Annotated in this window: 12 protein-coding genes and 1 pseudogene; 8 read left to right on the top strand and 5 right to left on the bottom strand. The window is 74.4% G+C overall.

What is annotated here, in order from left to right:
• The first annotated feature begins 40 nt into the window (after positions 1 to 40).
• Entirely contained in the window at positions 41 to 760 is a 720-nt protein-coding gene (locus tag ACH4F2_RS21400) for a peptidyl-tRNA hydrolase (protein WP_398134289.1), read from the top strand.
• 158 nt (positions 761 to 918) lie between these two features.
• Here the strand turns inward: ACH4F2_RS21400 and ACH4F2_RS21395 are convergent.
• Positions 919 to 1044 (bottom strand): annotated as a pseudogene (locus ACH4F2_RS21395) (DUF2804 domain-containing protein); the annotation flags it as partial.
• A gap of 126 nt (positions 1045 to 1170) precedes the next feature.
• Between ACH4F2_RS21395 and ACH4F2_RS21390 the strand changes: the two are divergent.
• From ACH4F2_RS21390 to ACH4F2_RS21380, 3 genes are all read left to right on the top strand, one after another.
• A complete protein-coding gene (locus ACH4F2_RS21390; RefSeq protein WP_398134462.1) occupies positions 1171 to 2496 on the top strand; it encodes a DUF692 domain-containing protein in 1326 nt (441 codons plus the stop codon).
• A 117-nt stretch (positions 2497 to 2613) separates the two neighbouring features.
• A complete protein-coding gene (locus ACH4F2_RS21385; RefSeq protein ID WP_398134288.1) occupies positions 2614 to 3408 on the top strand; it encodes a TIGR04222 domain-containing membrane protein in 795 nt (264 codons plus the stop codon).
• 115 nt (positions 3409 to 3523) lie between these two features.
• Positions 3524 to 5152 carry an alpha/beta hydrolase gene (locus ACH4F2_RS21380; RefSeq protein ID WP_398134287.1) on the top strand — a complete coding sequence of 543 codons (1629 nt, stop codon included), beginning with the start codon at positions 3524 to 3526 and terminating at the stop codon, positions 5150 to 5152.
• An 88-nt stretch (positions 5153 to 5240) separates the two neighbouring features.
• Here ACH4F2_RS21380 and hemQ read toward each other — a convergent pair whose 3' ends face one another.
• Positions 5241 to 5972 carry a hydrogen peroxide-dependent heme synthase gene (gene hemQ, locus ACH4F2_RS21375; RefSeq protein WP_398134286.1) on the bottom strand — a complete coding sequence of 244 codons (732 nt, stop codon included), beginning with the start codon at positions 5970 to 5972 and terminating at the stop codon, positions 5241 to 5243.
• A 4-nt stretch (positions 5973 to 5976) separates the two neighbouring features.
• Positions 5977 to 7455, bottom strand: coding sequence for a protoporphyrinogen oxidase (gene hemG, locus ACH4F2_RS21370; RefSeq protein WP_398134285.1), 1479 nt, complete (start codon positions 7453 to 7455; stop codon positions 5977 to 5979).
• Positions 7456 to 7665: 210 nt separating this feature from the next.
• Between hemG and ACH4F2_RS21365 the strand changes: the two genes are divergently transcribed.
• Entirely contained in the window at positions 7666 to 8736 is a 1071-nt protein-coding gene (locus ACH4F2_RS21365) for a DUF4349 domain-containing protein (RefSeq protein ID WP_398134284.1), read from the top strand.
• 27 nt (positions 8737 to 8763) lie between these two features.
• Entirely contained in the window at positions 8764 to 10161 is a 1398-nt protein-coding gene (locus ACH4F2_RS21360; protein WP_398134283.1) for an FAD-dependent oxidoreductase, read from the top strand.
• 137 nt (positions 10162 to 10298) lie between these two features.
• Here the strand turns inward: ACH4F2_RS21360 and ACH4F2_RS21355 are convergent, their stop codons facing one another.
• Both ACH4F2_RS21355 and hemE read right to left on the bottom strand, forming a co-directional pair.
• A complete protein-coding gene (locus ACH4F2_RS21355; protein WP_398134282.1) occupies positions 10299 to 10661 on the bottom strand; it encodes a hypothetical protein in 363 nt (120 codons plus the stop codon).
• Between the two features lie 152 nt (positions 10662 to 10813).
• Positions 10814 to 11881, bottom strand: a complete 1068-nt coding sequence (hemE, locus tag ACH4F2_RS21350; protein WP_398134281.1) for a uroporphyrinogen decarboxylase — start codon at positions 11879 to 11881, stop codon at positions 10814 to 10816.
• A gap of 173 nt (positions 11882 to 12054) precedes the next feature.
• On the opposite strand from hemE, the gene ACH4F2_RS21345 reads away from it, so the two are divergent.
• Positions 12055 to 12732 (top strand): DUF3000 domain-containing protein, encoded by a 678-nt coding sequence (locus tag ACH4F2_RS21345; RefSeq protein WP_398134280.1) that lies wholly within the window; start codon positions 12055 to 12057, stop codon positions 12730 to 12732.
• Positions 12733 to 13052: 320 nt separating this feature from the next.
• Complete coding sequence (locus tag ACH4F2_RS21340; protein WP_003972894.1) at positions 13053 to 13715, top strand: response regulator transcription factor; 663 nt, start codon at positions 13053 to 13055, stop codon at positions 13713 to 13715.
• Positions 13716 to 13978: the final 263 nt, after the last annotated feature.

Genomic DNA, 13978 nt, shown 5'->3' with positions numbered 1-13978 from the left:
TCATCCTCTCGCGCGCCCGGGACTTGGCAGACTGGTGGGCGTGAGCAACGATCCGACGACTCCCGTCCCCGACAGCCCCTTCCGCCCCGAGCCCGGCGACCGCGACCTCGCGCCGCAGTTCGTCCTGCCGCTGGTCGTGCGTATCGAGCGGGCGGCACCGCCGCCCCGTACCGACGCGCTGGAGACCGCGGCCCGGGCGGTGCTGGTGATGCTCGGCGACGAGCGGTCCACCGGCGAGGGCGAGTGGGCGCGGGCGATGCGGGACTGGCAGGACGCGCGCATCCGCAAGGTCGTGCGGCGGGCGCGCGGCGCCGAGTGGCGGCGGGCCGAGGCGCTGCCCGGCATCACGGTCACCGGGAAGACGGCCGAGGTGCGGGTCTTCCCGCCGGTTCCGCTGGACGGCTGGCCCAAGGACCTGGCCCGGCTGCAGGTCTCCGGCACCGACCTCGACGACCCGGAGCCGCCGGTCGACGCCGACCTGTCCGCGCCGGTGCTCTGGATGAGCCCCGACCTGGACATGTCGGCCGGCAAGGCGATGGCCCAGGCCGGGCACGGCGCGCAGCTCGCCTGGTGGGAGCTGTCCGACGGCGAGCGGGCGGCGTGGCGCGAGGCGGGCTTCCCGCTGGCGGTACGCACCGCCGACCCGGCCCGCTGGAGCGGCCTCACCACCAGCGGCCTGCCGGTGGTCCGCGACGCCGGGTACACGGAGATCGCGCCGGGGTCGTGCACGGTGGTGGCGGACCATCCGGGGCTGCGGTGAGGCCCGCACGCACCGGCTGACCGAGAGCCCCCGGCGCCGCACCGCACCGAGCCGTGACAGTGCCGTCACCAGCGCATGTGGACGTCCTCGGCCAAGCCCAGGAGTCGCTCGACGGTGATCCTGGTTCCGTCGTCGGTGCGGATACGGCCGTCGTAGTGGCCCCGGCCCCGCAGGTTCGCGCGATGCAGCGGCACCCCGGACCAGCCGACGGCCGCCGGATCGAGCCTGCCGTCGGGCAGGCAGAGGTCGACGGGCTCCGTGCTCTCGTGCTCGTGCGTCGCCATGACCGGAGCCCAAGGGCGGTGCGAACCTCAGATAATGCTCTGAACATGCCCTCCCCGGGGTTCGGGCCGGGCCCGGCGGGCGATACCCCCGGCATGCGCGCAGGAGGGGGACGGGACATGGATCGTATGACGCGGCTGGGAACCGGTATCGGATGGCGTCCGGAGATCGCGGACGTCGTCGAGCGGATGCCCGGCATCGACTGGGTCGAGGCCGTGTCCGAGAACCTCTGCCCCGGACATCTGCCCGACTCGCTGCTGCGGCTGCGCGAGCGCGGGGTGACCGTCGTGCCGCACGGCGTCTCGCTCGGCCTCGGCGGTGCCGAACGGCCGGACGCCGGGCGGCTCGCGGCGCTGGCCGAGCGGGCTCAGGTGCTGGGGTCGCCGCTGGTCACCGAGCACATCGCGTTCGTCCGGGCGGGCGGGCCGCTGACCGCCTCGCCGCTCCTGGAGGCGGGGCACCTGCTGCCCGTGCCGCGCACCCGCGACGCCCTCGACGTGCTGTGCGAGAACGTGCGCATCGCCCAGGACGCGCTGCCCGTGCCGCTCGCCGTGGAGAACATCGCCGCGCTCATCTCCTGGCCGGACGAGGAGATGACGGAGGGACAGTTCCTGTACGAGCTGGCCGACCGGACAGGGGTGCGGCTGCTGATCGACGTGGCGAACCTGCACACCAACCACGTCAACCGCGGTGAGGACCCGGCCGAGGCGCTCGCCGCACTGCCGCTGGAGGCCATCGCCTACGTCCATGTCGCGGGCGGCTTCGAGCGGGACGGCGTCTGGCACGACAGCCACGCCCACCCCGTTCCGCAGCCGGTGCTCGACATCCTGGCCGACCTCGCCTCGCGCGTGGCGCCGCCGGGGGTACTGCTGGAGCGCGACGAGGACTTCCCCGAGGGGGAGGAGCTCGAGGACGAGGTGCGGGCGATCCGCGCCGCCGTGGAGAAGGGGCGGGCGTCGGCCACGGCGCTCGCGGGGAGCGGGACGGCGACGCCCCGAGCCGCGCGTGACGGGTCCGGTACCGGATCCGGCGCCGGCGCCGCCGTACGCCAGCGGCTCGGTCTCGCGCAGACCGCGCTGCTGTCCGCGCTGGTCGCCGGGACACCCGTGCCCGAGGGGTTCGACCGGGTGCGGCTGGGGGTGCAGGCCCGGGCGCTCGCCGGGAAGCGGGCGGACGTGGTCGCCAAGGTCGCGCCCGAACTGCCGGTGATCCTCGGCCCGGAGTACCGGCGGGCCTTCCTCGCCTACGCCGACGGGTGCCCGATGACCGGCGGATACCGGCGGGACGCCCTCGACTTCGTCGAGCACCTGATGCGCAACGGCCGTCCGCAGGACCTCGATGTGCGGCTGGAGTTGCGGGAGTGGTGGCAGGAGCGCTCCGGACCGGTGCCTCGGTCGGAGCGTCCCGGGGCGCGGTTGGCCCGTGCAACCAGGCGTGTTCTGCTGCGCCGCTGACCCGGTCACGGCGTCGTCGGGACGCCGGCGAACGGAACGTCACAGACCCACAACACTGCGTCCCGGAATATGAACAGGGCATGGCGCCGGCGAACGCCTTTGGCATAGAAGTACGGCATGTTCTGGGTCCTTCTCCTCCTGCCGGCCTGGGCCGTCGCCGGCCTGGCGTGTCTGCGGCTGTGTCTGGCGGCGGTGCGCGCCGCCGCCGTCGATCCGCACGCCGTCGGCCGTGAGCACGCGCTGACGCTGTACGAGGCGGCGTTCCTGTCCGGCGGTCCGCGCAGGGTCGCCGACCTGACGCTGGTCTCCATGGCGCGCCAGCGCCGGCTGCTGCTCGCGCACACCGGCTGGGCGACCGTCGTCGACCCGTGCGGACGGGACGACATGGAGCGGTCGGTCATAGGGGCGATAGGGCCCGAAGGGCAGTCCCGCATAGCGCCGGTACGGGCCGCCGCGGCGACCGCGGACGCGGTGCGGAGCCTGGCCGACCGGCTGGTCGGCGCGGGCCTCGCCGTGCCGGACGGCTCCCGGGGCGTCGCGGCCGGGGTCCGGCGGGTGCGGGTCGCCGCGGTGACCGTGTGCGCGCTCGGCGTCGCCGCCCAGGCGTTGCCGCTCCCTCCGGACCAGCCGCGCCTGCTGATCGCCCTGTGGTTCGCGCTGCCGCTCACCCTGACCCTGGGGTGCCTCGCGATCACGCGGATGGAGGTCCACCCGTACTCGCGCTGGGCCTCCCCGGCCGGGCAGCGGCTGATCGGTGCCCTCGTCCGGCACGCCGACGGCACCGCGGACGACCGTACCTACCTCACGTCGGTCGCCGTACGCGGCGTCCACGCGATCGGCGAACCGGACCTGCGCGCGGCCTTCGCCCATCGCGAGGAGTACGTCGAGGACCACTGGGAGCGCCGGGCCTGACGCGCCGGGGGGCGTACGGAGGCACTCGGCGCCGACACCCGCGGGCGGTGCTTGCCCTGCCCGGTCGCCGCACCAAACATCCCTTGTGACACACCGTGCACCGAAGGGATACGCGATGCGAGCTGCCGCCCTCTACTCGGCCGCCGGGTCCTTGCTGCTGACCACCCTCGCCGCCGCCCCTGCGCAGGGAACTCCGGGCGAGTCCGGGGCCGCCGAGGCGCGCGGCACCGCCGTGGCCGCCGAGCGGGCGGCGGCGGCCGGCATCCGGTTCGGCAGGTGCCCCGAGGCGGAGGACCTGCCCGGCAGCATCCGCTGCGGCACGGTCACCGTGCCCCTCGACTACGCGCACCCCGACGGGAAGCACATCCGGCTCACCGTCAGCCGGGTGCGGGCCACCCACGAGGACCCGGACGACAGCGGACGCAAGGTGCCCGGTCAGGGTGCGCTGGTCTACAACCCGGGCGGTCCGGGCGCCTCGGGACTGCCCTTTCCGCTGGTGGGCATGGTGCCCGAGTGGAAGCGGATCGCGGCGGCGTACGACCTCGTCGGGTACGCCCCGCGCGGGGTCGCGCCCTCCGCACCGCTGTCCTGCCAGGACCCCGGCGACCACGTCGAGGAGCCCCGGCCGGCGCCGACGCAGCCCTCGGACGCGTACAAGAAGCGGCGCGCCGCCGAGGCCGAGGCGTACGCGCGCGGCTGCGCCGAACGGGCCGGGGAGGCGCTGCGGCACTACCACTCCCTCAACAACGCCCGTGACCTGGAGGTCGTACGGGCCGCGCTGGGCGAGAAGAGGCTCACGTTCATGGGCGCGTCGTACGGCACCTATCTCGGGGCGCTGTACGCCGAGCTGTTCCCGGCGCACGTGCGGCGGATGGTGTTCGACTCGGTGGTGAACCCGGACCCCGAGCAGGTCTGGTACCGCAACAACCTCGACCAGTCGGCGGCGTTCGAGGACCGCTGGTCGGACTTCAAGCGGTGGATCGCCGGGCACGACGCCGTGTACGGGCTCGGGGACACGCCGAAGGCCGTGCAGCGCAGTTACGAGGAGGCGAGCGCGCGGCTGGCGGCGGAGCCCGCGGGCGGGACGGTGGGGCCCGCGCAGCTGCAGCGGGCGTTCCTGCGGGCCGGGTACTACGACGACTACTGGCCGCACCGTGCCGAGGCACTGTCGGCGTATCTGAAGGGGGACCCGCAGCCGCTGATCGACCAAGCGGGGACGCGGACCGACGAGGAGACGGTCCGGGCGGAGAACTCCAGCGCCGTGTACACGGCCGTCGAGTGCAACGACGCGCCCTGGCCGACCGACTTCGAGGTCTGGGACCGGGACAACACGCGGCTGGCGCACCGGGCGCCGTTCGAGACCTGGGACAACGTGTGGACGAACCTGCCGTGCGCGTACTGGCAGGCGCCCCGGCAGCACCCCCTCGACGTGCGCACCGGGCCGGGCGAGCTGCCGCCGACGCTGATCCTGGCCGCCGAGCGGGACGCCGCCACACCGTACGGCGGTGCGCTGGAGCTGCGCGGGCGGCTGTCGGGCTCGGTGCTGGTGACCGAGCGGGGCGCCGGCACGCACGGCGTCGCCGGCGGCCCCAACGCCTGCGTCAACGGCCACCTGGAGGCGTACCTGCTGGACGGCGGCCTCCCGGCGCGGGACGCGTCGTGCGCCCCGCGCCGGGAACCGGAGCCGAGGCCCACGACCGGTCCGGTGCCGCAGCCGAAGCAGGCCGCGGCACCGACGGCTTGATCAGGCGAGCCCGGCCACCAGCTCCGCGATGTCCTTGCGACGCCCGGTGCCGCACCTCCCGGGGGACAACCCCCGGACCCCCGGCCGGTCAGGCCAGCCCGGCCACCAGCTCCGCGATGTCCTTGCGACGCCCCGTGTAGAAGGGGACCTCCTCGCGGACGTGCATGCGGGCCTCGGAGGCGCGCAGGTGGCGCATGAGGTCGACGATGCGGTCCAGTTCGTCGGCCTCGAAGGCGAGGAGCCACTCGTAGTCGCCGAGGGAGAACGAGGCGACGGTGTTGGCGCGCACGTCCGGGTAGCCGCGGGCCATCTTGCCGTGGTCGGCGAGCATGCGGCGGCGGTCCTCGTCGGGCAGCAGGTACCAGTCGTAGGAGCGCACGAACGGGTAGACGCTGATGTAGTTGCGCGGCGTCTCGTCGGCGAGGAACGCCGGGATGTGCGAGCGGTTGAACTCGGCGGGGCGGTGCAGCGCCATGTTCGACCAGACCGGCTCCAGCGCGCGGCCGAGCCTGGTGCGGCGGAAGAGGTTGTACGCCTCCTGGAGCTGGTCGGCGGTCTCGGCGTGCCACCAGATCATGAGGTCGGCGTCGGCGCGCAGACCGGACACGTCGTACGTGCCGCGGATCGTCACGTCCTTGGCGGCGAGCTGGTCGAACAGCTCCTGGACCTCGTCGGCGTAGCCCGCACGGTCCTCGGGCAGCACGTCCTTGAGCTTGAAGACGGACCAGAGGGTGTAGCGGATGACCTCGTTGAGGTCCTTGGCCAGCTTGCCCTTGTTGGGGATCCGGTCGGCAGCGGGGGTGGAGGCGTCGTCACTCATGGCCCTATTCTCCCGCTCCGCCGTGCAGGCTCTGCACCGGGTGGGCGGTGAGCTGCTCCACACCGCGCAGGTCACCTCGTAGCTGGTCCGCGGCCGCGTACGCGCTCGCGATGCTCGCCGGGATGCCGACACCGTCGTAGGCCGCGCCGCACACCGCGAGGCCCCGGAGCTTCGCGACGTGCTCGCGGACGCGGGCCACGCGCGCGTGGTGGCCGACGGGGTACTGGGGCAGGCCGTCCCGCCAGCGGGTGACGCGGGTGGCGACGGGCTCGGCGGTGAGGCCGGTGGCCTGGGCCAGATCGCGCCGGGAGACCGCTACGAGGCCGTCGTCGTCGCGGCCGAGGATCTCCGTCTCGCCGTACCGTCCGACGGAGGTGCGCAGGACGGCCAGGTCCGGGTCCTCGTCGGCGATCCAGCCCCACTTGCGGGAGGCGAAGGTGGCCGCCTTGATGGTGCGCCCGTCGACCGGCGGCACGAGGAAGCCGCTGCCTTCCGGGAGCGCGGCCGCGTCGACGCGGCGGTAGGCGAGGGAGATCAGGGCCATGGACGCGTACTCCACGGCGGCCAGCTCGGCCGCGGCGGCGGGGGCCTCGGCGCGCAGCAGCTCGGCGGCGGGGCGGGCGGGGACGGCGACGACGACCGCGCCGGCGTGCAGCACCCGGTCGCCGGCGGTGATCCGCCAGCCGTGCGGGGCGGTGCGGCGCAGCTCCGTCACGGGCGCGCGGGTGACGATCTCGCCGCCCCGCGCGCGCACCGACTGCGCGACCGCGAGCGGGAGGGTGCCGATGCCGCCCTCGATGCCCATGAACACCGGGCCGCTCGGCGGGGAGGTGGCCGTCCGGCCCTGGAGGGCGCGCACCGCCTCGGTGAGCGAGGTGTGGGCGCGCGCGGCCTCGAAGAGCTGGGGCACGGCCGAGCGCAGCGAGATCCGGTACGCGTCGCCCGCGTAGACGCCGCCCAGCAGTGGCTCGACGAGGCGGTCGACGACCTCGCGGCCGAGGCGCGCCGCCACGTACTCGCCCACCGCCACGTCGTCGCCGATCTCGGTGCGGGGCAGTTCTGCGTCGCGCTCGATTCGGGCGAGGCCCTCGTCGGAGAGGACGCCCGTCAGGGCGGCGGCGGTGCCGGGGACGCCCATGACGTGGCCCCCCGGCATGGGGCGCAGAGCGCCCCGGGTCCACAGGGAGGCCGACGCGGTGGACGGTGGCTGGAGCCGGTCGGCGAGACCCACCTCGCGGGCCAGGCCGACGGCCTCGGGACGGCGGGCCAGCATCGACTCGGCGCCGAGGTCGACGCGTACTCCGGCGATCTCGCCGGGCAGCAGCTTGCCGCCGACGCGGTCCGACGCCTCCAGCACGGTCACCCGCGCGCCGCTCTCCAGCAGCCGGTGGGCGGCGGCCAGTCCGGCGATTCCGGCTCCTATGACGACGACATGCCCCATGTCCGCGGACGTCTCGCCCGCAGGGCTCTCACTTGCGCACATGCCCCCAGCGTCCCAGACCGCACCGGTGCCGCCACGGGGCCGGGTGGCCCCCATGCCCGTGCCACCGGTCCCGCGGGGGCGGGAGACCGCGGCTCCCGCGGGCCCCGCGAGGCTGGACCGTGACCTCTTCGGAACCGTTCCGCGTCAACGTCCGCGCCCCTCCCCGCGTCGAAGGAGCGTCAGTCGCCGCGACCCTCGGGGGTACCCACCATGCACGTACGACGAACAGCACCACGCTCGGCACGACGATCCGCACCGCCCGCCCGTGCCCTGGCCGGCCTGCTCCTGGTCACGGCCCTCGCCGTCGCCGGCTGCAGTGAGTCGGGCAGCAGCTCCGACTCCGGCGGCGCGGCCAAGGAGGCCGCCGCGCCCCAGGAGGACGCGCGCGCGGACGGCCGGGCCGAGGACCGGGCCGGCGCGGCGGGCGGCGAGGCCGACGGCGCGAAGGCGACCGCGCCGCCGCAGCTCGCCCCGGCCCACATCATCCGCACCGCCTCCCTGACCGTGCGGGTCGAGGACGCCCCGAAGGCCCTCGACGCGGCCCGCGCCGCGACCGAGAACGCCGGCGGCTACATCGGTGACGAGACCACCACCAGGGACGACGAGGGCAACGAGCGGACCGAAGTGGTACTGCGCGTACCCGTGGAGCGCTACGAGGAGGTGCTCGCCGGGCTGGAGGGCGCCGGAAAGCTCCTCGAACGCAAGTCGAAGGCCCAGGACGCCACCGACCAGGTCGTGGACGTGGAGAGCCGCGTCAAGTCGCAGCGTGCCAGCGTCGTCCGCGTCCGTGAGCTGATGGACCGGGCGACGAGACTGAGCGACGTGGTGACGCTGGAGGGCGAGCTGAGTACGCGCCAGGCGGAACTGGAGGCGCTGCTCGCCCGGCAGGCGGCCCTCAAGGACCGCACGAGCCTGGCCACCATCACCCTCTCCCTGTCCGAGACGCCGGTGGAGCGGCCGGAGCAGGACGACGACCCCGGGTTCACGGACGCGCTGGCCGGCGGCTGGGACGCCTTCGTGACGATGCTGCGCTGGGTGGCGATGGCGCTGGGCGCGGTCCTGCCGTTCGCCGCGGTGACGGCACTGCTGGTGCTGCTGTGGCTGCGGGTGGTACGGCCCCGGCTGCCGCGCCGCCCGGCGCCGGTACCCGCGTCGCCCACGACGGCCGCCTCCGCCGCGCCCGCCCCGCTGCCGACGGCCCGGCCGGCACCCGAGGCCGCAGGCCGGGAAGCCGCAGGCCGGGAAGCCGCACCCGGCGAGGAGGGCGGCGCGCGGGACTGAAATGCCCCGCCCCCGTAGCGTGTTCGCATGAACATGAGTGCTGCGGGCGGTACGAGAGAGCGACTGGTCGTGATCGGCGGTGACGCCGCGGGGATGTCCGCGGCGTCACAGGCACGCCGGCTGAAGGGCCCGGACGAGCTGGAGATCGTGGCGTTCGAGCGCGGCCACTTCAGCTCGTTCTCGGCGTGCGGCATCCCGTACTGGGTCGGCGGTGACGTGACCGACCGGGACGACCTGATCGCCAGGACGCCCGAGGAGCACCGCGCCCGCGACATCGACCTGCGCATGCGGACCGAGGTCACGGAGATCGACCTCGCCCGCGGACGGGTCCGCGCGCGTGACGTCGATTCCGGGGCGGAGTCCTGGACGTCGTACGACAAGCTCGTGATCGGGACCGGTGCCCGGCCGATCCGTCCCGACCTGCCGGGCGTCGACGCGCCCGGCGTGCACGGGGTGCAGACGCTGGACGACGGTCAGGCGCTGCTCGATACGCTGTCACGCACGCGTGGCCGTCGCGCGGTGGTCGTCGGCGCGGGGTACATCGGCGTGGAGATGGCCGAGGCGCTCATCAACCGGGGCTACGAGGTGACGGTCGTCAACCGCGGCCGGGAGCCCATGTCCACGCTCGATCCGGACATGGGCCGCATGGTGCACGAGGCGATGGAGGGCCTCGGCATCACCATGGTGAACGGCGCCGAGGTCACCAAGGTGCTCACCGGGGACGACGGCCGGGTCCGGGCGGTGGCCACCGAGGACGCCGAGTTCCCGGCCGACGTGGTGGTGCTCGGCATCGGCGTACGCCCCGAGACCGCGCTCGCCGGGGCCGCCGGTCTGCCGCTGGGCGCCCACGGCGGGCTGCTGACCGACCTGGGCATGCGGGTGCGCGGGCACGAGAACATCTGGGCGGGCGGCGACTGCGTGGAGGTGCTCGACCTGGTGTCCGGGCAGGAGCGGCACGTCCCGCTCGGCACGCACGCCAACAAGCACGGGCAGGTCATCGGCACCAACGCGGGCGGCGGTTACGCCACCTTCCCGGGCGTGGTCGGCACGGCGGTCAGCAAGGTCTGCGACCTGGAGATCGCGCGGACCGGACTGCGCGAGAAGGACGCGCTGCGGGCGGGGCTGCGGTTCGTGACGGCCACCATCGAGTCCACCAGCCGCGCCGGCTACTACCCGGGCGCCTCCCCCATGACGGTGAAGATGCTCGCCGAGCAGCGCACCGGCCGGCTGCTCGGCGTCCAGATCGTCGGCCGCGAGGGCGCGGGCAAGCGGGTCGACATCGCCGCGGTGGCCCTCACGGCCGGGATGACGGTGGAGCAGATGACGGCCCTCGACCTGGGGTACGCACCCCCCTTCTCACCGGTGTGGGACCCCGTACTGGTGGCCGCCCGCAAGGCGGCGAGGGCGGTGGAGCGGCAGCCCTGAGCACCCGTCCCGGAGGACCGCCAGGGGCCGACCCGAGGGAGTGCCACGGGGCCCTGGGACTACGGGGGCTACGCCCGTCCCGGGGGACCGCCAGGTCCGACCCGAGGGAGTGCCACGGGGCCCTGGGGTTACGGGGGCTACGCCGTCCCGTTGATCCGGTCGATGGCCTGCCGAGCCTGCTCGGCCGGAGGCCGCGCCGGCAGGGACGACACCGACGCCGGCGTGGTCACCGGTGCCTGGGCCGTCACCGGTGCCGGGCCGTTCACCGCGGGCGGCTGCTCACCGGCCGGCCTGGCGTGCGCCGCGCCGCGTGCGGTACGCAGCCGGTGGCTCACCGCCTCGTCCAGTGTCACCGGCCGCCGCATCCGCGCGGCCAGCCGCCCGGCCTCCTGACCGAGCCGGGCGACGTCCTCCCAGGGCAGGCGCAGCACGAGGGCGACCTCGGCCTCGCCGTCGGGCAGGGCGTGCATCGCCGGAGCCGGTGTGACCCGTTCGTTCATCGCCTGATCCTCACGTCGTCCCCGCGTCCCGCCTTCCCCGGGCCGCGGGCGGTTGAGAGGACATACGCGCACCCGGGCGCGGGCGTTCAGTAACGTGCCGGTTCGCCGTCCGTCGGGCGGGCAGTGCGGGCCGTGGAGCCCCCGAAGGCGCCTCAGCGAGCGGTCTGCGTGTGCACGTACTCCACGAGGCGGGTCAGCGCGTCCGGGTCGGTGGCGGGCAGGACGCCGTGGCCGAGGTTGAAGATGTGGCCCTCCAGGTCCGCCGCCGCGTCGAGGACCTCGCGGGTCTTCGTCTCGACCGCCTGCGGGGTGGCGAAGAGGACGGCAGGGTCCAGGTTGCCCTGGAGCGCCTTGCCGGGGCCGACGCGGCGGGCCGCCTCGTCCATCGGTACGCGCCAGTCGACGCCGACGACGTCCGCGCCGGCCTCGCCCATGAGGCCGAGGAGCTCACCGGTGCCGACCCCGAAGTGGATGCGCGGCACGCCGTACCCGGCGACCGTCTCGAAGACCTTGCGCGAGGCGGGCATCACCGAACGGCGGTAGTCCGCGGGCGAGAGGGCGCCGACCCAGGAGTCGAAGAGCTGGACGGCGCTCGCGCCCGCCTCGATCTGCACCTTGAGGAAGGCGGCCGTGATGTCGGCGAGGCGGTCCAGGAGGTCGGCCCACAGCTGCGGGTCGCCGTACATGAGCGCCTTGGTGTGCTCGTGGTTGCGGGACGGGCCGCCCTCCACGAGGTAGCTCGCGAGCGTGAACGGCGCGCCCGCGAAGCCGATCAGCGGGGTGGCGCCGAGCTCGCGGGTGAGCAGGCCGAACGCCTCGGTGACGTAGGAGACGTCCTCGGGGGTCAGGTCGCGCAGCCGTGCCAGGTCCGCGCGGGTGCGGATCGGGTTCTCGATCACCGGGCCGACGCCCGGCTTGATGTCGAGGTCGATACCGATGGCCTTGAGCGGGACCACGATGTCGCTGAAGTAGATCGCCGCGTCCACGCCGTGCCTGCGCACCGGCTGGAGGGTGATCTCGGCGACCAGTTCGGGCCGCATGCAGGACTCGAGCATCGGGATGCCCTCGCGCACCTTGAGGTACTCCGGCAGTGAGCGCCCGGCCTGCCGCATGAACCACACGGGGGTGTGCGGCACCGGCTCACGCCTGCACGCCTTGAGGAACGCGGAGTCGTACGTGGCGGTCGGCTGCTTGCCCGCGGGGCTCTGGTTGGCACTCACACCGGCAAGTTTCGCACGGCGCCGCGACGGCGCCCGACCACGGGGTGCGCCCGCGCGCGCGAGGTGCGGGGGCGCCCGCGAACGGCCGCGTGAGACCACGTGATCCGGACATCGCGCCCGCACGCGGGTGTCTCTCCCTGCGCCGGGGCGCCGTTCCCCTTAATCTTCCCCGCATGGCTGCGGCTCAGGGACGACTGTCGGACGGCGCTGGCGGAATGGACGAACCGAAGGGTACCGAGGAGGAGGCCCGGCATACGGGGAACACGGCACCGCCGGCCTTCGCGGCCGCCGTCGAGGCGCTCAGGGCCGCACGGCTGCGGCCGCAGATCGAGGTGGAGGCGACACGCGCACCGCAGCGGCTCGCCCCGTACGCGTACGCGCTGGAGGCCGCGGTCGTCGACGGCGACGACGACCTGGCGGACGGGCGCCTCGTGCTGCTGCACGACCCGGCCGGTCACGACGCCTGGCGCGGCACCTTCCGGCTGGTGACACTGGTGCGTGCCGATCTGGAGCCGGAGATGGCCGCCGATCCGCTGCTGCCGGACGTGTGCTGGTCCTGGCTCACCGGCGCGCTGCAGGCGCGCGGGCTGACCTACGGGGAACCCAGTGGCACGGTCACCCGCGCGAGCTCCCACTACTTCGGGGGGCTCTCGGAGCGCCCGTCCGCCTCGCAGATCGAGATCCGGGCGTCCTGGACACCGCGCGAGGGGCTGGGCGGCGTCCCGGACACCGCGACGCACCTCGCCTCGTGGTGCGATCTGCTGGCCCAGGTCGCGGGTCTGCCGCCGGCCGCGCCGGGCGACGCGTCGATCGTGACGCTGCCGCAACGACGCGGCCCGCAGTCCCGCTGAGCGACCCCCCGGACCCCTGTCTTCAGCGCCCCGTCCTCAGCCCCCTCCGTCCCCTTCCACCGGGCCTCGTCCGTCCCGGGAAACGTTCCATCACTTTGTCGACACGACCACTTTCGGCCCCGTATCGACAAAGTAGGGAACCGTTCGGTCTTCGAATGATCGACCGCGTGTCCGAATTGCTCGGATTGTTACTCACCAGATCGTGATCATCCTCTAAAGGCGAACGGGTTCGGTGCCGAAGACGACTGTGACCTTGAAAGCACGGTTCGTCCCGGCTTCACCCCCACGAGCCGGCCCCGTCCCGCCCCCCAGGAGGCCTGGTGTCCGTTCTCCTCGAGCAGCCTGCAAGCCTGGTCGCCTACCGCCCGAACAAGCCGACCGCCATGGTGGTCGTGGCCGACCCGCGCGTCCGTTCCACCGTCACCCGCCACCTGTGGGCGCTCGGTGTACGCGATGTCATCGAGGCCTCGTCCGTCGCGGAGGCTCGTCCCCGCATCGGCAACCCCCGCGACATCTGTGTCGCAGACGTCCATCTCCCCGACGGCTCCGGCCTGACCCTGCTGTCGGAGACCCGTGCCGCCGGCTGGCCCAACGGCCTCGCCCTGTCCGCCGCCGACGACATCGGTGCCGTACGCAACGCCCTCGCCGGCGGCGTCAAGGGCTACGTCGTCACCGGCACCCGTACCAACGTCGGGCTCCCCACCCGGCCGGGCGCCGCCCCCATCGGCGCCGCCGCCGCCCGCCTGCACCGCCGCCCCCCGGGTGCCCCGAGCCACCCGGGCGGCTACCGCGAGCTCTCCGGCCGCGAGGTGGAGGTACTGCGACTGGTCGCGGAGGGCCAGTCGAACAAGGCGATCGGCGTCTCGATGGGCCTGTCCGCCCTGACCGTCAAGAGCCACCTGGCCCGCATCGCCCGCAAGCTCGGCACCGGCGACCGCGCCGGAATGGTCGCCGTGGCCCTGCGCACGGGCATCATCCACTGACCCCTCCCGACCCCGCCGCCTCCCTCCCCCGACCGCTCTCTGCCCTCCCCCACCCTCCCCGCGAAGCACGTCTTTCACCGACCTGACCGGTTTACGACCCCCCGGGGGGGGGGGGGGGGGGGGGGGGGGGGGGGGGGGGGCGGCGGGGGGGGGCCCCCCCCCCCCCCCCCGCCGGTCAGCCGAAGTACGCGTCGAAGTTCTTCTGGAACTCCCACTTCCCGAACCGGTCCCAGTTGATCGACCAGGTCATCAGGCCGCGCAGG

Source organism: Streptomyces sp. NPDC017890 (assembly GCF_044328675.1).
In the GTDB taxonomy this organism is placed as follows: domain Bacteria; phylum Actinomycetota; class Actinomycetes; order Streptomycetales; family Streptomycetaceae; genus Streptomyces.
This window is presented reverse-complemented; position numbering and strand designations above follow the sequence as displayed.

Coding starts and splice junctions, on each gene's coding strand:
- ACH4F2_RS21390 (WP_398134462.1), top strand. CDS start 1,171: ATGACGCGGCTGGGAACCGGTATCGGATGGCGTCCGGAGATCGCGGAC.
- ACH4F2_RS21385 (WP_398134288.1), top strand. CDS start 2,614: ATGTTCTGGGTCCTTCTCCTCCTGCCGGCCTGGGCCGTCGCCGGCCTG.
- ACH4F2_RS21380 (WP_398134287.1), top strand. CDS start 3,524: ATGCGAGCTGCCGCCCTCTACTCGGCCGCCGGGTCCTTGCTGCTGACC.
- hemQ (WP_398134286.1), bottom strand. CDS start 5,972: ATGAGTGACGACGCCTCCACCCCCGCTGCCGACCGGATCCCCAACAAG.
- hemG (WP_398134285.1), bottom strand. CDS start 7,455: ATGTGCGCAAGTGAGAGCCCTGCGGGCGAGACGTCCGCGGACATGGGG.
- ACH4F2_RS21365 (WP_398134284.1), top strand. CDS start 7,666: ATGCACGTACGACGAACAGCACCACGCTCGGCACGACGATCCGCACCG.
- ACH4F2_RS21360 (WP_398134283.1), top strand. CDS start 8,764: ATGAACATGAGTGCTGCGGGCGGTACGAGAGAGCGACTGGTCGTGATC.
- ACH4F2_RS21355 (WP_398134282.1), bottom strand. CDS start 10,661: ATGAACGAACGGGTCACACCGGCTCCGGCGATGCACGCCCTGCCCGAC.
- ACH4F2_RS21345 (WP_398134280.1), top strand. CDS start 12,055: ATGGCTGCGGCTCAGGGACGACTGTCGGACGGCGCTGGCGGAATGGAC.